This window comes from Pseudomonas fluorescens (assembly GCF_902497775.2).
GTDB lineage: Bacteria > Pseudomonadota > Gammaproteobacteria > Pseudomonadales > Pseudomonadaceae > Aquipseudomonas > Aquipseudomonas putida_F.
The window spans coordinates 2,145,360-2,162,119 of record NZ_OZ024668.1; the positions used below are offsets into that span (position 1 = coordinate 2,145,360).

General features: G+C 62.9%; 10 protein-coding genes. 4 read left to right on the forward strand and 6 right to left on the reverse strand.

Translation table 11 applies throughout. The features are described 5' to 3' along the window. Window positions 1-21 precede the first annotated feature (21 nt). Genes F8N82_RS09670 through F8N82_RS09685 form a run of 4 tightly spaced genes read right to left on the reverse strand, consistent with a single transcriptional unit; the run spans window position 22 to window position 3,832 of the window. Window positions 22-669, reverse strand: a complete 648-nt coding sequence (locus F8N82_RS09670; protein ID WP_038995059.1) for a CpsD/CapB family tyrosine-protein kinase — start codon at window positions 667-669, stop codon at window positions 22-24. After that, window positions 670-1,416 (reverse strand): sugar transferase, encoded by a 747-nt coding sequence (locus F8N82_RS09675; RefSeq protein WP_038995061.1) that lies wholly within the window; start codon window positions 1,414-1,416, stop codon window positions 670-672. After that, on the reverse strand, window positions 1,413-2,483 hold the full coding sequence (locus F8N82_RS09680) for an NAD-dependent epimerase (protein WP_038995062.1): 1,071 nt from the start codon (window positions 2,481-2,483) through the stop codon (window positions 1,413-1,415). Before F8N82_RS09680 ends, F8N82_RS09675 begins: the two co-directional genes overlap by 4 nt. Then, window positions 2,480-3,832, reverse strand: coding sequence for a UDP-glucose dehydrogenase family protein (locus F8N82_RS09685; protein WP_038995063.1), 1,353 nt, complete (start codon window positions 3,830-3,832; stop codon window positions 2,480-2,482). The genes F8N82_RS09680 and F8N82_RS09685 overlap by 4 nt, the downstream gene beginning before the upstream one ends. A 402-nt stretch (window positions 3,833-4,234) precedes the next feature. On the opposite strand from F8N82_RS09685, the gene F8N82_RS09690 reads away from it, so the two are divergent. Beyond that, window positions 4,235-5,944, forward strand: coding sequence for a sulfatase-like hydrolase/transferase (locus F8N82_RS09690; protein WP_038995064.1), 1,710 nt, complete (start codon window positions 4,235-4,237; stop codon window positions 5,942-5,944). Between the two features lie 82 nt (window positions 5,945-6,026). Then, the gene (locus F8N82_RS09695) at window positions 6,027-11,192 is read left to right on the forward strand and encodes a dermonecrotic toxin domain-containing protein (RefSeq protein ID WP_038995065.1); all 5,166 of its coding nucleotides are present in this window, start codon (window positions 6,027-6,029) and stop codon (window positions 11,190-11,192) included. A gap of 49 nt (window positions 11,193-11,241) precedes the next feature. On the opposite strand, the gene F8N82_RS09700 is transcribed toward F8N82_RS09695, so the two are convergent. Continuing rightward, a complete protein-coding gene (locus tag F8N82_RS09700; protein WP_038995066.1) occupies window positions 11,242-12,177 on the reverse strand; it encodes a LysR substrate-binding domain-containing protein in 936 nt (311 codons plus the stop codon). A 146-nt stretch (window positions 12,178-12,323) separates the two neighbouring features. Between F8N82_RS09700 and F8N82_RS09705 the strand changes: the two genes are divergently transcribed. Then, window positions 12,324-13,700 carry an L-serine ammonia-lyase gene (locus F8N82_RS09705; protein WP_038995067.1) on the forward strand — a complete coding sequence of 459 codons (1,377 nt, stop codon included), beginning with the start codon at window positions 12,324-12,326 and terminating at the stop codon, window positions 13,698-13,700. Window positions 13,701-13,768: 68 nt separating this feature from the next. Next, a complete protein-coding gene (locus F8N82_RS09710; RefSeq protein WP_038995068.1) occupies window positions 13,769-15,067 on the forward strand; it encodes a serine/threonine transporter in 1,299 nt (432 codons plus the stop codon). 20 nt (window positions 15,068-15,087) lie between these two features. Here the strand turns inward: F8N82_RS09710 and F8N82_RS09715 are convergent, their stop codons facing one another. Then, the gene (locus F8N82_RS09715; RefSeq protein WP_038995069.1) at window positions 15,088-16,746 is read right to left on the reverse strand and encodes an alkaline phosphatase D family protein; all 1,659 of its coding nucleotides are present in this window, start codon (window positions 16,744-16,746) and stop codon (window positions 15,088-15,090) included. Between the last annotated feature and the right edge of the window lie 14 nt (window positions 16,747-16,760).

Sequence of the window (16,760 nt, forward strand, 5' to 3'; positions counted from 1 at the left end):
TGAGGCTCCTGGTCCACTGGCCTAAAGGTTGTTGTACAGCCACTTGGGCATGTAGTACTTGCGCCGGTTGAACACGCTGCCGATCAGCCTGGCGCCGGCCTGGGTCAGGCGCTGGGCGGCAGCCTGGGCCACTTCCCAGCGGGTTTCCTCGGCGCATACCACCAGGATCACGCCATCGACCAGGGTGCCGATAATCAGGCTGTCGGCGCTGGCGTACACCGCCTCGCCGTCGACCACCACAAAGCGGTAGTGCTCGCCCATGTGCTTGAGCAGTACCCGCAGCAGATCGGGGTTCAGGCGCTCCTTGCCACGCTTGTAGGTGCCGGCCGGCAGCACGTCGAACGGCTGGTCGGACAGGCGCACGATGCAGTCCTGCATCAGCGGCGGGGTATCCTGGTCGAACATCAGGTCGTTGAAGCCGCGCAACTTGTGCAGGTTCAACTGCTGGCTGAGGTTGTTGCCGCTGGGGCTGCTGTCGACCAGCAAGACCGGGCCGCCGCTCATCAACGCCAACTGGCTGGCGAAGGCCAGGGCGCTGGTGCTGGTGCCGCTGCCGGTATTGGCAGCCGTCAGCAACAGGATGCGCTGGTCCTCGTCGAGCACCGTCGAGGTCAGGTTGGTTTCGCTCGGGGTGGCGATCGTCAGACTTCTTGAAGTAGAACCGTCCATTCAACTTGCTCCGTGGCCGCTGAAGACTTTGAAGGGAGTTTTGAGGAGGATCTTAAGATCCAGCATCAAGCTCTGTTCGTTGATGTAGCTCAGGTCCAGTTCGACTCGCTGGTCGAAGTCTATGTCGCTGCGTCCGGAGATCTGCCAGAGGCCAGTCATGCCGGGGTAGATGCTCAGGCGCGCGAGGTGGTTGTCTTTGTAGCGATAGGCGTTGAACGACGTGGGGCGCGGGCCGACCAGGCGCATGTCACCGCGCACCACGTTGAACAGGTTGGGCAACTCGTCCAGGCTGCTGCGCCGCAGCCACTGGCCGATCGGGGTGACGCGCGGGTCCTTGTCGATCTTGAAATCGATGGCATCGGCGCCGTGTTTGTTCAGGTGGCGCACCGAATCCTTCAGGGCTTCGGCGTTGGCGACCATGGTGCGGAACTTGTACATGCCGAAAGTGCGGCCGCGGTAACCGGTGCGCTTCTGCACGAAGAACACCGGGCCCGGGCTGCTGAACTTGACCACGGCGGCGATGCCCAGCAGCAGTGGCGAAATCACCGCCAGGATGCACAAGGCGCCAAAACAGGCGACCACCCGGTTGGTGCGCGACAGGGTCCAGGGACGCCCGCCAGGGCGGCCGGTCAGCCAGCCACGGCCTTGCATATGAATCGCTGCGTCGATGCGCTGGCGATGCGCGGGGTCCATGCGCTTGTCTTGATACAGTGCCTGCAGTTGCGCACTTTTAGGTTGTCCTGTCATACCGTTCTCCGTTGATGCGCGGGCGCTTGCCCGTTGACCCGCACCGCGTCCCGGTCAAGTTGCGGGTAGTACTGATGAAACCAGGCAATAAAACGCCCGAGCCCTTCATCCAGTGAAACCAGGGGGGTGAAGCCGGTAACCTGCTCCAGGGTGCTGGTATCGGCACAGGTGGCCAGTACATCGCCCGGTTGCAACGGCAGCAGTTCGATGGCGGCTTTGCGCTGCAAGTGTTTTTCCAGCAGCGCCACGTAGTCGGTGAGTTCCACCGGGCGCTGGCCGCCGATGTTGAACAGCCGCCAGGGCGCGTGGCTGCTGGCCGGGTCCGGGTGTTCGCGGTTCCAGCCCGGGTTGGCCTGTGGCGCCAGCGGAATCAGCCGCACCAGGCTCTCGACGATGTCGTCGATGTAGGTGAAGTCGCGCTGGTGCTGGCCGTAGTTGAACAGCTGGATCGGCCGGCCTTCGGCAATCGCCCGGGCAAACTGGATCGGTGACATGTCCGGGCGGCCCCAGGGGCCGTACACGGTAAAAAAGCGCAGGCCGCTGGCCGGGATGCCGAACAGGTGGCTGTAGCTGTGGGCCATGGCCTCGTTGGCTTTCTTGGTTGCGGCATACAGCGACAGCGGATGGTCGACGGCATCCTGGACCCGATACGGGGTGTGCTGGTTGGCGCCGTATACCGAGCTCGACGAGGCATACAGCAGGTGCTGCACCGGATGGCGACGGCAGCCTTCGAGAATGTTCAAAAAGCCGCTGAGGTTGCTGTCGATGTAGGCCCTTGGGTTTTCCAGCGAGTAGCGCACCCCGGCTTGCGCGGCCAGGTGAATCACCACCTCGGGTTGCTCGCTGGCGAACAGTTCGGCCATGCCGGCGCCATCGTTGAGGTCCAGGCGGTGCAGGGTGAACGCGCCCGCTTGGGCTTCGACCCAACGTACCCGCGCTTCTTTGAGCGCCGGGTCATAGTAATCGTCGAAGTTGTCCAGGCCGATCACCTGATGACCGTCGCGCAACAAGCGCAGGCTGCAGTGAGCGCCGATAAAACCGGCGGCGCCGGTGACCAGGATCTTCATGGCGCCGGTACCTCGGGCTGGACCTGACGCAGGCCGATACCGCTGTAGCTCAGGCCGAAGCTTGCGACCTGATCGGGGTTGTACAGGTTGCGCCCGTCGATGATCAGGCGGCTGCGCAGCTTCTTGGCCAGCAAGGCGAAGTCGACCACGCGAAAGTTCTTCCACTCGGTACAGATCACCAGGGCGTCGGCGTCTTCCAGGGTGTCGTCGCGGGTGGCGCACAGCTGCAGGTCCTTGCGGTAGCCGTAGATGCGCCGGCATTCGGACATCGCCTCGGGGTCGAAGGCACAGACGGTGGCGCCTTCGGCCCATAGTGCTTCCATCAGGTAGCGGCTCGGCGCCTCGCGCATGTCGTCGGTGTTGGGCTTGAAGGCCAGGCCCCAGACGGCAATCGACTTGCCGGCCAGGCTGCCGGGGAAGCGCTGCTGGAGCTTGGCGAAGAGAATCTGGCGCTGGCTGTCGTTGACCTCGCTGACACTTTGCAGCAAGCGCAGCGGCATGCCGCTGCGTTCAGCGGTGTGCAGCAGGGCGCGCAGGTCCTTGGGAAAGCACGAGCCGCCAAAGCCACACCCTGGGTAGATGAAGTGGTAGCCGATGCGCGGATCGGAGCCGATGCCCTTGCGTACCGCTTCAATGTCGGCGCCCAGGTGCTCGGTGAGGTTGGCCAGTTCGTTCATGAAACTGATGCGCGTGGCGAGCATGGCGTTGGCTGCGTACTTGGTCAGCTCGGCGCTGCGGTTGTCCATGAACATGAGCTTTTCATGGTTACGGCAGAAGGGCGCGTAGAGCTCGGCGAGCTGGTCGTGGGCCTGGGCATCCAAGGTGCCGACGATGATCCGGTCCGGGCGCATGCAGTCGGCCAGGGCGCTGCCTTCTTTGAGGAACTCGGGGTTGGACACCACCCGCACCTTGAGCGCGCCTTTGCCCATCCGCTGCAGTTCGTCGCACGCCAGGGCCGCGACCTTGTCGGCGGTGCCGACCGGAACGGTGGACTTGATGATCAGGGTGCGATCGGCCTCCATCAACTCGGCGATCTGCCGGGTCACCCCCAGGACATGGGAGAGGTCGGCCGAGCCGTCTTCATCCGGGGGCGTGCCGACGGCGATGAAGATCAGTTCGGCGTGACTGACCGCGTCACTGGCCTGGGTGCTGAACAGCAGGCGGCCTTCCTTGATGTTCTCTTCGAGCATGCTCGAAAGACCGGGTTCGCTGATCGGCGGTACGCCCTGACGCAGTTGACTGATCTTGTGGGTATCAACATCGACGCACAGAACCCGGTGTCCTACGTCTGCGAGGGCCGCAGCTTGCACAAGACCGACATAGCCGGTGCCAAATACGCTCACGTCCATGTCGGCGTGCCTCGTATGGAGTAATGAGGATGAAACAGTGGTGTGATTTCGGTATAGCCCACCCGTGGGAAGTTGTGTCAATCAAATGGCATGTTTCGTCGCATTTACACTCGCTACGATTTCCGCTTTTTGCTATCAAGCCTTTCTAAATCCGAGGGTTAGCTTGCGTAAGCACTGGCCAATTGCCGCATCGCAAAACGATGAACGGTCGAAGCCCGCGATAAACAAGGCGTTTGCGGATGTGGCTGCTTCACGAATGCAACGCTTTCGCGTTTTTGAATTGTCAGAATTGGCGTCGCCAAGTTTAGTCAGAAAATTGACGTTGTTCCGGTTTGCGCTTTGTCAGGGCACTGCTAACGTGTGAGTGTCCGGGTCGCTTGCACGGTTTCTGGCGAGGGAGAGATGCACAGATATTTCAAGGAGCTGCTGCTCGCGCTCTACCTGTTGAGCAACTACCCCTATTATTTTGAGCGCGTGCAGGCGATTGGCCTGAACCCGGCGCTGGTGTTGTTCGTCGGCGTGTTTTGCCTGCTGGTGCTGGCCTTGTTCTGCGCCGCCAACATTCGCCAGGGCGGGTTGCGCTGGGGGCTGGCCCTGGTGTTTACCGCCAGCGCAGTGTTTTTCGATGCCTATACGCGCATCACCGCTGACTACCTGACTTACAGCGGTTTTATCTCGATGGTTTATTCCGGTGGCTTTATTGGCGATGCCATCGAGCAGTACCAGCGTGTGATCCTGCAAGTAGCGGCCCGCTCGGTGCTGTTGCTGCTGGGCCTGGGACTGCGCCCTCGGCATACCATGCCCGGCCCGCGGGTGCTGCCTTGGGCCGCGCCGCTGCTGGGCATCGGTCTGCTCACCGCAATCCTGTTCGTGCGTGCCGGCGAGGGCGCCCGCGGCCTGCCGATCATGTTCACGCCGCTGGCTTATTCCAACCTGATGCTCTACGAAGCGCTGCACGACAGCGTCGGCCCCCGGGAGCCGGTGACCCTGGCCCGCAGCGGCCCGGCCATGGCCCGGGATATCGTGCTGATCATCGACGAAAGCGTGTCGGGCAACTACCTGGACCTGAACACCGCCCAAGGCGTGCGCAGCCAGCTCAACCAGGCCCAGCCCGGGGCACGCATTTTCAACTACGGTTATGCCGCCTCGATCGCCAACTGCAGTGCCGACACCAACGTAACCTTGCGTTATGGCGGTACCCGCGACGACTACCTGCGCATCAACTCGACCTTGCCGTCAATCTGGCAGTACGCCAAGGCGGCAGGCCTGGGTACCGTGTACATCGATGCCCAGCGCACCGGTGGCAACCTGCAGAACCTGATGAACGATGCCGAGAAACGCGATATCGACCAGTTCATTCAGTTCGACAGCACCCCGGTGCGCGATCGCGACATGGCCGCCGTGGCCAAGTTGATCGAACTGCTTGGCGACGGCAAACCGCAGTTGATCGTGATGAACAAGGTCGGCGTGCATTTTCCGGTGCACGACAAATACCCCGACGACTTCATGCACTACCGCCCGGCCTTGCCCCGTGGCAAGTACGCCGACATCACCGATACCGGCCAGCGCGATGGCTTTTCTGGCCAGCCGCAGGATTGGGTGCTGTATCGCAATTCGTACAAGAACAGCCTGATGTGGAACGTCGGCGAGTTTTTCCAACGCCTGTTCGCCCAGGCCGACCTGAGCCAGGCCGTGCTGATCTACACCTCCGACCATGGCCAGGACCTGCACGAGCGCGGCAACCCGGGCCTCAATACCCATTGCGACAGTGACCCGGTAGAGGAGGAGGGCCTGGTGCCGCTGGTGGTGATCCAGGGCCAGGGCCTGCAAACCCTCGACTGGCAGGCGCACCTGAGCGCCAACAAGGACCGCTCCAGCCACTACAACATTTTCCCGACCTTGCTGCAGTTGCTGGGCTACGATCCGCTCGCCAGCGCCGCCGTGTATGGGCGCTCGCTGGCCGTGCCCACCGAAGACGACTTCAGTTTCAACACCCGTTTCAATGCCCGCCTGGGGGCGAAGCCGGTGTTCAAGCATATCGACCTGAGCCAGGTAGTGACCCCGGATGCCGGCCCGGCCGCGGCAGCGATGCCCATAGGCCAGGCGGACTGAGCACAGGCAGTAACTATCTATCGCCAAGGCGCAGCGCTGTTCGGGTTACCTGATGGACCCTCTAACATCAGGTAACCCGGCCATGACCGATTCCCAAGACGTTACGTCTTTCCATCAAAATCGCCTGCATGCTGCCTTGAAACCCAGGCTGCGCCACCTTGATCGCAACAACTTGCATGCGTTGCTGCACAGCCAGCGCGCCATCCATGTCGACTCCAGCGCTCAAGCAAAGCCCTGGTTCAATGACGCCAGCCAGGCCGCGCAGAGCGCGTTGCTCAGCGCCGTGAGCGCACAGCAGCGCGCGCGCTGGGCTCTGGCCCAGAGTCTGTCGACACTCAAAAGCATCACCGATTTTGCCGCGCCGCTGTTGACCCAGGCGCTGCACGAACAGCACGGCCTGCAACTGGATGTGCGCAACGCCCGGCTGCACCGCTGGGCTAGCGAAACCATCGGCTCGCGGCAGGTGATCAAGGGGCCTGGGCGCGAAACCAGCCTGCTGGAGGCTGCACTGCAGAACTTCGAGGCCAATGAAGATTTTCACTTCAGTTTCCTGACGCGTGAGGGAGACGAAACAGCCAAGCTTGAGCTCAAGGGTGAAGACTTTGCTAGCCTGTGCCGCACGCTCGACCTTGGCCAGCGCTACCAGGAGCACCTGCAGCAGGTGTACGACAGTGCAGTTGGCAAGGCCCTCTTGGGCGAGCAGATGGCCGCTGCGAACCGTACTGATTTTCAGGTGTTACTGCAGCGTGCGCGGATGAAGAGTGAAATCAGCGAACCGGTCTGGCAGATGCTGCAGACCCTCGCCACTCAGGGGCGCGCCATGCTCGACGACAAGCCAGTGGTGTGCCGACGCATCGCCATCCTGGGGTGTGAACTGAGTGATGTGCTGCTGATCGGTCCCGACCCTGACAGCAGCAACCGGACCGAGCGCTGTGTTGCCTGGATCGCCGGTGCGCCCTTGTATCCGCTCAAGCAATACAACTCGACCAGCGACTTTGCCAAGGATCTGGCCATCAGCCTGCAGTCGCCCGGATACAGTCGCGCCATCGCCGCCAAAGTGCCGCAGGCGCTCAAGGCCGAGTTTATCCAGCGTCTGCAAAACACCTTGTTCGAAGTGCGCTACCAGGGCAACACCGAGGTTCGCCAGCCGCTTGCGCAACCGCGTCTGGACGTGGTCGAGCGGGTGCTCACGGGGGCGCTGTGGGATACCCTGCAGGACCTGCAGGTCCGTCGGCTGAAGGCCAATGCCCGGGTGTTGGCGGTGCCGACAGGTGATGAAAACTACGCCGCACGGCTGCAGCGGCTGGACAGCTGGCTGGGTATCGCGGTCAATGTACTCAACGCGGCAGCCTTCGTGATACCTGGCTTGAACGAGGTGATGCTGGCGGTGGCCGGGGCACAGATGATGGGTGATCTGTTCGACGGTGTTCAAGCCTGGGAGGCAAGGGAAACCGCGCAAGCACTGGCACACCTGGAATCGCTGGGCCTGAACCTGGGGCTGGTGGTCGGGCTGGGGGCGGCGGGCGTGGCCCTGCATCCTTCGGCCTTTGTCGACAGCCTGAGCCGCGTGGAACTGGCCAACGGCCAGAGGCGCTTGTGGAAGCCCGACCTGAGCGGCTACGCCAGCAAGGTCGAGATCCCAGCCACCACCCAGGCCAACCAGCTGGGCCAGTACTTGCATGAGGGGCAGCATTACCTGCGCCTGGACGAGCGTTGGTACCAGCAGCGTTTCGATACCCAGCAGCAACGATGGCGGCTGGTGCATCCCGAGGATGCGCAGGCCCACCAACCACTGCTTGAACACAATGGCCAGGGCACCTGGACCTTCGAAGGCGAGCAACCGCTGAACTGGCCGCGACGCCAATTGCTGCGGCGCATCGGCGTGCTGGCCGAGGGCCTGGACGATGCCATGCTCGAACGCGCCGCCAGCATCAGCGCGTGCGACGAGCAGGTACTGCGTCATATGTATGTGCATCACGAACCGGTGCCGGCCTTGCTGGCCGATACCTTGCGGCGGATGCAGCTTGAGCGGGATATCACCCGGATGTGCGCAGACATCCGTGGCGCAACCCCGCTGCAGCCGGGGATGACGTACCCGGTTGCGTTGATCGTGCAACTGCCGCGCTGGCCGGCCAACCGGGTGCTGCAAGTGTTCGCCGGGCCGGAGCTGTGGGGGGCGTCGACGACCTACGGTCTGGAGCGCTGGCCACAGGGGCGGGTGCTCAAGCTACTGGCCAGTGACGTGCGCCAGGGTCAACTGCCACAGCGTGTGCTGGCGCAGCTCGATGAAGGCGAAATCACCGCCTGGCTCGGCGATGGGGTGGCCAGCAGCGATCGTTTGCAGCGGGTGCGCGATACCTTGGCCGAGCAGGCGCAATCGCGTCGCCACGACATCCTCGACAGCTTGCAGGCCAGCGAAGCCGGTGAGCCGTCGAGCGGGGGCCGGCGCTTGCTCGCGAGCAACCCGTCATTGCCGCCACGGCTGGCCGAAGAGATCGTAAGCGAGGCCAGCGCTACGGAGCTCGCCGAGCTTGAACGCGCCGACGGGCGCGTGCCCCTGCGCCTGGCAGAAGAAGTACGTGCCTACCAGCAGCAGCTGCGCCTGAGTCGCGCCATTGAAGGCACGCACTGGCGCAGCATGGGTAACCCGGACAGTGAGCGCCTGGCACTGGGGTTGCTGGAGTCGCTGCCGGGGTGGAGCGGTAATGTACGTGTGGAGTTGCGCGAGAACGCCCTCAGTGGTCGCCTGCTCGCCAGCGCCGGTCCTGCCAATGGCGAGCTCAAGACCGTGGTGAGCACGGCCGGACGCTATCGTGGCTATGATGCGACAGGTAACGAGTTGTATGCCGGTGCGGACTATTTTGCTGCGTTGCTCAAGGCCTTGCCGGATGCCGAACGCCGCAGCCTGGGTATCGATGTGTTCGATGACCAGACCCTGCAGGAGCACATCCAGCAACTGGCCCTTGGCGACCGCCAGCGGGTGTCGCGCCTGCTCGGCCAGCAGCCGCGCAAGCCCTGGCACCGTTCGCCGTTGCGTCTGGCCGATGGGCGTAACGGTTACCCTTTGGGTGGCGCCGTCGGTACCCTGCGGGGGGAAGCCTTCGGACGCCTGGGGCGACTTTACCCGGGCTTGAATCAGAGACAGATTGCCCAACTGGTCAGCGAGCTGCGCCAGACGGGCAGGGACCTGGCGCAAAGCATCGAGGCCCTGGAAAAAGAGTTCAGCCAGCTGAAAGTCAAACTCGACTATTGGGCCAGGCCGGCCTCGCGCAGCGCCTCACGGCGCGTGGTGGCCATGCGGTTGAAAAAGGCTTGGCAGCGTGCCGGGGGCACAGACAGCCATGTGCTCAACCTCAAGGACATGGACCTGACCGACTTGCCGGCACTGGACGTGGAGTTCAAGCACATCACCGAGCTTGACCTGCGCTCGGTGCACGAGGGGGCAATCCCGCCGCAACTGCTGCGCTGCTTCCCCCGGTTGAAGGCGGTAGGGGTCGGGGGTAACCAACTTGAGGCGATCCCCGAGGGGCTTGCCCACTGCACCGAGTTGCAGGAGCTGGCATTGGGGCACAATCGGTTGGTGCCTTCGCAGGCCCTTTTCGAGCCGCTGAAGAATTTGCGTCAACTGCGGATTTTGAGCATGCCACAAAACCGCTTGAATGCATTGCCTGATGCCGCCCTGGAGGCCTTGGCGGGCGTGCGCTCGTTGGTGTATCTGGACCTTCGGGCCAATGACCTGGTACTCGATGCGCAACAGTTGCGGCGCCTGTCCCGGCTCCAGCTGAGTACCTTGAAGCTCAGCGCCAATCACCTCACCCTGGATGAAGCCGGTGCTGCAGCGTTCGCTGACTTTATCTACTTGAAAACGCTCGACTTGAGCTGGAACCCGCTGATGCGTGCGCCGGATTTCAGCTTCATGCCCTGGCTCAAGGACGTGAACCTGGAGTTCTGTCAGCTCACCGAATGGCCTGACAGCCTGACTACGCTGATGAATCAGCAACAGTACCAACTACGTACGATCAACCTGGCCGACAATGGCATTACGCAGATTCCGTCGTTGGCCAGCACCCGCTTCGGCCTTGACCTGCGCCGCGGCGGGCCGGGTGTCGGGCTGACGCTGCGCTTGGCCAACAACCCGCTTGAAGCTCAAGGCATACTGCGCCTGCACGCCCTGGGCCTTGCTCATGTATTCCATGGGCCGGCGCAAACCAACCTATGGCTGGCAGGTGCCGATCAGGGGCGTCAGGAGCTGTGGGAAGACCTGTTCGCCAATGAGCAGAACCGTGCGCTGCGCATTGCCTTGAATACCCTGGAGCGCTCGCAGGCGGCGCAGATCGACCAGGTGCACCTGGGCCAGCGGGTCTGGCGTCTGCTTGAGCGTGCCGCCGAGGACAGCGGGCTGCGTAGCAACCTGGAGGCGATCGCCGAAGGCTTCCCGGAAACCTGCGGCGATGCCGGCGCCGATGTGTTCAGTGCGTTGGAAGTCGAAGTGATGAGTTATGGCCTGGCTTCGCGGGCGGTGCATGAGCAGGGCGCGGTGGCCGAGCTTGCCGGCTTGTACAAACGGCTGTACCGGCGTCATGAGGTTGAACGGATCGCCGACCGCATCACTGCTGCGCGCCTGCGGCGCCAGGATGCGCGGGGTGATGAAGAGCCGTTGCTGCGCCCGGCGCTGGATCCGCTGGATGACATCAGCGATGCGGATCTGGAGCACGATGTTGACGACATCGAGATCCGCCTGGCGCTGCGCCGGGCACTGGCGCAACGGCTGGACTTTCCTGAGCCCTCCGATGGCATGTTGTACCAGCATCTGGCCTATGTCAGTGAGCGCCTGGTCGGCCGCGTGGAGCGCGAGGTGCACCAGGCCGAGAGTGCCGCCCGGCGCCAGCAATGGCTCGTTGAACAACCCAACTGGATACGCTTTCTCAAGGAGCGTGAACAGGGTCAGTTCTCGCAACTTAGCGAAGACTGGTACGAAGGGCTGGCCTATGCCGATTATTGCGTCGAGAGCAGTGACGAGGCGGTGACCAAGCTCGATGACAGTGTTGTCACTTACCTGGCAGGCCAGGCCCAGGAGGAGCCGTTTCTGTCCGCCGGGATTACGCCGTTGGCCAAGGACCCTGCCGGGAAGCTCCTGAAGAAAAAACTCACGGGCCAACAGCACAAGGTTTTCTACGATGCCGTGAACCGAGGCAAGGCGGCTGCCGAGCGGGCTTTGCTGGCAAGCCTGACGGCGGCACTGGACTGACCGGCTGACGGAGGTTGGCGACCGCCGCGGTCGCCAACTTCACTGGCTTTCAGCTGCTGGCATGCAAGGCGCGAAAGCCTTCGGCTTCTTCTACCAGCCAGTCATGCACCGCGCGGGCACCGGGGTGGGCCAGGCCACCTGGCGGGTACAGCAGCACATAACGCTTGTGATTGGCGATCGGCAGGCCGAACGGCACGATCAGGGTGCCACGTTCCAGCTCGTCATTGAGCAGCGTGCGCCGGGCAATCGCCACGCCGATGCCGGCAATCGCCGCCTCGATGGTCAGGTGGTTGCGGTTGAAGGTGTGCCCGCGGCGTACATCCAGGCCGTGGGCGCCGATTCCCTCCAGGTAGAACTCCCACTCGGCGTATTCCGAACTGCCGCGCCAGGCGGTGATGTCGTGCAGCAACGGATAATGCGCCAGATCCGCCGGCCCATGCAGCGGTGGCCGGCCGCGCAGCAGCGAAGGGGCGCAGACCGGGAAGATCTGCTCGTCGAGCAGCGGTGTCGAGTGCATGCCGGGGTAGCTGCCATCGTTGAGGTCGATGGCCAGGTCGAAGTCGCCCTCGTGCAGGGCCTGGCTGCTGTCTTCGGCGACCAGGCGCAGCTGGATGTCCGGGTAGCGTTGCTGCAGGCGCGGCAGGCGCGGGGTCAGCCACTTGGCCAGAAACGATGGGATCGAGCGCAGGCGCAGGGTGCCACGGATCTCGCCGGCGTCCAGACGGCGCAGCTCGGCATCGATGCTGCCATAGGCTTCGCCCACGGTTTGTGCCAGGCGCTGGCCCTCGGCGCTGAGCTCCACGCCACGGGCGCGGCGCAGGAACAGGCGAAAGCCCAGGCGCTCTTCGAGTTGGCGGATCTGCTGGCTGACCGCGCCTGGGGTGATGTGCAGTTCCTCGGCGCAGCGGGTGAACGACAGGTGCCGCGCCGCGCAGGAAAACACATGCAGCCAGACATACATCTGGCCATTCATTTGCCGCTTCATCGTTTAGTTCTACTAAAGTCTTGCTTAGAAAGTTTCGTTGGTCAATGCCACGGTGACCGGGCAGTATCGCGCAAATTCGCGACATCCTTCAATTTTTTAACAGTGCCGTTGCGTAACATGGATTGTTGCCTCGGTCAGGCATTAGCATGGCTATCAGTGTTTTCGACCTTTTCAAGATTGGCATCGGCCCCTCCAGCTCTCATACCGTAGGCCCGATGCGGGCGGCTGCTACCTTTGCCCAGGCCCTGCGCGAGCAAGGCTTGTTGGCGCAGGTGAGCCGGGTGGAGGTTCGTCTGTATGGCTCGTTGTCCGCCACTGGCGTCGGCCATGCCACGGACCGTGCCTGCCTGCTCGGGCTGATGGGCGAGTGGCCCGACCAGATCGACCCGCAGAGCATCGAGCCGCTGATCACACAACTGCAGCAAAGCCAGGTGCTGATGCTCGATGGCACGCAGGCGATCCCGTTCGACTGCGCCCACGACCTGCTGCTGCTCGATGAAAGCCTGCCGTATCACCCCAACGCCATGACCCTGGAAGCCAGCAGTGCGACCGGTGCGTTGCTGCAGCACACCTATTATTCGGTCGGTGGCGGTTTTATCGTCGAGGCCTCGCAGGTAGGTGAGGCGGGCAACAGCGCCGAGCAGGTGCAACTGCCTTATGACTTCGACAGCGCCGCGCAACTGCTGGCGCTGTGCAAGCAGCATAACTTGCGGGTCAGCCAGCTGATGATGGCCAACGAATTGGCCTGGCGCGAGGAAGCCGAGGTGCGCCGCGGCTTGCTCAAACTGTGGGCGGCGATGCGTGAGTGCGTCGACAACGGCCTGCGCAACGAGGGCATCTTGCCGGGCGGGCTCAAGGTCAAGCGCCGCGCCGCCAAGCTGCACCGCAGCCTGCAGGAGCTGGGCAAACCCAACGTCATCGGCTCGACCCTGAGCGCCATGGAGTGGGTCAACCTGTTCGCCCTGGCGGTCAACGAAGAAAACGCCGCCGGCGGGCGCATGGTCACCGCGCCGACCAATGGCGCGGCGGGGATCATCCCGGCGGTGCTGCATTACTACATGAAGTTCAACCCCGACGCCTGCGACAACGACGTCGTCGACTTCCTCCTCAGCGCTGCCGCCGTAGGCATCCTGTGCAAGAAGAACGCCTCGATCTCCGGAGCCGAAGTCGGCTGCCAGGGCGAGGTCGGTTCGGCCTGTTCCATGGCTGCGGCCGGGCTTGCCGAAGTGCTCGGGGCGACGCCGATGCAGCTGGAGAACGCCGCCGAAATCGCCCTGGAACACAACCTCGGCCTGACCTGCGACCCGGTTGGCGGCCTGGTTCAGGTGCCGTGTATCGAGCGCAACGCAATTGCCGCGGTCAAGGCCATCAATGCCGTGCAGATGGCCTTGCGTGGCGATGGCGAGCACTTCATTTCCCTTGACCGGGTGATCCGCACCATGCGCGACACCGGCGCCGACATGCATGCCAACTACAAGGAGACATCGCGCGGCGGCCTGGCGGTCGCCTTCGTCGAGTGTTGACCCGCGATAGCTATACCCCTGTTCCAAAGTTATTCATAAGCAACAAAAACAACTACAAGGCAATATCGATGACTGATGTAAATAGCACCACGACCGTTCGTGTGGAATCGGCTGCGCCTGCGCAAAGCCGCGCCTGGAGCCGTCACGACACCACCTGGGTTCTGGGCCTGTATGGCACTGCCATCGGCGCCGGTACCCTGTTCCTGCCGATCAACGCCGGGGTAGGGGGCTTCTGGCCGCTGCTGGTACTGGCCGTACTTGCCTTCCCGATGACCTTCTACGCCCACCGCGGCCTGACCCGCTTCGTGCTTTCGGGCAAGCGCGGCGCCAGTGAAGACATCACCGAAGTGGTCGAAGAGCACTTCGGCGTCGGTGCCGGCAAGCTGATCACCCTGCTGTACTTTTTCGCCATCTTCCCGATCCTGCTGGTGTACAGCGTCGCCCTGACCAACACCCTGGGCAACTTCATGGAACACCAGTTGCACATGACCCCGCCACCGCGGGCGCTGCTGGCCTTGTTGCTGATCTGCGGCCTGATGATCATCGTGCGCAGCGGCCAGGGCATCATCGTCAAGGTCATGAGCCTGCTGGTCTATCCCTTCGTTGCCGCGCTGTTGCTGCTGGCCCTGAGCCTGATCCCCAACTGGAACGGCGCATTCTTCGCCCAAGCCAGCGAAGGCATGCCCCTTGAGCTGTTCTTCAAGACCCTGTGGCTGGCTATCCCGGTGATGGTGTTCTCGTTCAACCACTCGCCGATCATCTCCGCCTTTGCCGTTGACCAGAAGCACCGCTATGGCGAGCAGGCCGACGCCAAGAGCGGCAAGATCCTCGCCAGCGCCCATGTGATGATGGTGCTGACGGTGATGTTCTTCTGCTTCAGCTGTGTATTGGCGCTGTCGCCGGCAGATCTGGCCGCCGCCAAGCAACAGAACATCTCGATCCTGTCGTACCTGGCCAACCACTTCCAGACCCCGGTGATCGCCTTCGTCGCGCCGCTGATCGCACTGGTAGCAATCACCAAGTCGTTCCTGGGCCACTACATCGGTGCCAGCGAAGGCTTCCAGGGCATGATCGTGAAAACCCTGCGCAGCCGTGGCAAGCAGGTGTCGAGCAAGCGCCTGGAGCAGATGACCGCGCTATTCATGGTCATCACCTGCTGGGCCGTGGCGACCCTGAACCCGAGCATCCTCGGCATGATCGAGAACCTTGGCGGGCCGATCATCGCCTGCCTGCTGTTCCTGATGCCGATGTACGCCATCCACAAGGTGCCGTCGCTGCGCAAATACTCGGGCAAGGTCTCCAACGTGTTCGTGGTGCTGATCGGCTTGATTACCCTGTCGGCGATTCTGTTCTCGTTCTTCGCCTGATCCGGGTTCCAGGCGCCGGGTTACTTGAGCAACACCCGGCGCTTGGTCAGCTCGCCATCCTCGCCACTGGGCCAGTGCAGTTCCACCAGCACTTCGGTCTGCTTGCCGTCCAGTGACGGGCGCACACTCAGCATGGCGAAGTTCTTCGAGCCCGCCATGGCGTACCAGCGCTCGCAGATCATGTTGGCAATGCCGGGCATCTCGCCGCCGCCGCTGATGGCCATCTTCAACATGCCCGGCGCCGGTATGCGCGAGATGGCGCTGGAGGTGACCTGGAACACCTTGGCCGCCGGGTACTGCTTGTGCAACAGGCGAAACACTGCCGCGCAGTGCACGTCGCCGCTGAGAAACACCACCGGCTTGGCGCTCTTGCCCAGCGCCGCATAGAGCTGGTCGAGCAGCACCTTGCGTTCGGCCAGGTTGCTCTTGTGATCCCACTCATCCATGCAGTCATCCTTGAGCGAGCCGAAATCGGCGCCGTTGGTGACCACGTTTTTCCAGTGTACGACCGGCACCGGCGAGACGATGAACACCGCCTTGGCGTTCTGCACCACGGCACTGTTGAGCCAGTCCTTGAAACGCTGCATCTGCGCACTGCCGAGAATCTTGTGCGCATCCTTGGCTTCGACATCGTGGTGGCCGCGCATGTCCAGCACATAGAAAGCCGAGCCGCCTTGCTCGAAGGCGTAGTCCCAGTGGCAGTCGTCAGGCTTGTCGAGGTTGATCGAGGTGACCGGGTTATGGCTGTGTTCATACTCGTAATAGGCGCGGCAGGCTGCGCGCCACATCAGGTCGACGAGCATCTGGTTGGTGGCGCCGTTGCTGGTGCTTTCGAACAACAGCGAGATGCGTTTTTGCCGCTCCTTGTTGGTCAGCGAGCCCCAGCCGTCCATGATCTCGTGGTCGTCCCAGATCATGTACTGGGGGAACTGCTCGTAGACCTCGCGCAGGGTGGGGATGTTCCAGTACACCCGGTAGTACCAGCGGTAGATGTTCAGCAGGTACTGCTCGATGCCGGGCTTGTCGTAGCCGTTGCCTTTCTTGTAGTGGGCCAGCAGGGCCTGCTTGTTTTCCTTGAGCCATTCCCAGATATCGAGGAAGCCGTTCTTCTTGTTGGTGTCGACGTACATCTGGTCGCCGCCGCCGATGACGAACTGCGCGCGCTGGTCGATCAGTTGCTGGTGCAGTAACGGCCAGGCGCCGGCACTGCCATCGGCGCTGATCGGGTCGTGGCAGCTGTAGAAACCGAAGCTCAGGGTGTCGGGGTTGGCGGCCGGGGTGATGAAGCTTTTCGGGCTGTCGCCACCGATCTCGGTGCGCCGGCGGATGATGTCGCGGTCGGTTTCGCTGCTGATCAGGGCGTAGTAGTAGGTGCTCTGCGCCTTCAGACCACTGACCGCAAAGACGCCGGTGAGGTCGCTGTCGAAGCTGAATTTTTGCGCCTGGATGAACACCGGCTTGATCTTCTGCTGTTTCAAAAAATCAGCCACCGGCAGCTCATCCAGGCGCTGCAGGTCACCACTCAAGGGCGTCGTAGTGACCACCAGCACCCACTCGCCGGGCAGGTACACGCGAAACCACAGGCGCACGCTGGTTGGCGTGATCGCACCGATGATCGCGGCGCTGGCAAGCTTGGCGTACTTGCTTTCATTGGAGGTGGGGTCCAGGAGCTGGGACATGGTCGATTTCCCTA

Excerpts from the sequence above, each read along its gene's own strand:
- F8N82_RS09670 (WP_038995059.1), bottom strand. The coding sequence starts at position 669 with ATGGACGGTTCTACTTCAAGAAGTCTGACGATCGCCACCCCGAGCGAA.
- F8N82_RS09675 (WP_038995061.1), bottom strand. The coding sequence starts at position 1,416 with ATGACAGGACAACCTAAAAGTGCGCAACTGCAGGCACTGTATCAAGAC.
- F8N82_RS09680 (WP_038995062.1), bottom strand. The coding sequence starts at position 2,483 with ATGAAGATCCTGGTCACCGGCGCCGCCGGTTTTATCGGCGCTCACTGC.
- F8N82_RS09685 (WP_038995063.1), bottom strand. The coding sequence starts at position 3,832 with ATGGACGTGAGCGTATTTGGCACCGGCTATGTCGGTCTTGTGCAAGCT.
- F8N82_RS09690 (WP_038995064.1), top strand. The coding sequence starts at position 4,235 with ATGCACAGATATTTCAAGGAGCTGCTGCTCGCGCTCTACCTGTTGAGC.
- F8N82_RS09695 (WP_038995065.1), top strand. The coding sequence starts at position 6,027 with ATGACCGATTCCCAAGACGTTACGTCTTTCCATCAAAATCGCCTGCAT.
- F8N82_RS09700 (WP_038995066.1), bottom strand. The coding sequence starts at position 12,177 with ATGAAGCGGCAAATGAATGGCCAGATGTATGTCTGGCTGCATGTGTTT.
- F8N82_RS09705 (WP_038995067.1), top strand. The coding sequence starts at position 12,324 with ATGGCTATCAGTGTTTTCGACCTTTTCAAGATTGGCATCGGCCCCTCC.
- F8N82_RS09710 (WP_038995068.1), top strand. The coding sequence starts at position 13,769 with ATGACTGATGTAAATAGCACCACGACCGTTCGTGTGGAATCGGCTGCG.
- F8N82_RS09715 (WP_038995069.1), bottom strand. The coding sequence starts at position 16,746 with ATGTCCCAGCTCCTGGACCCCACCTCCAATGAAAGCAAGTACGCCAAG.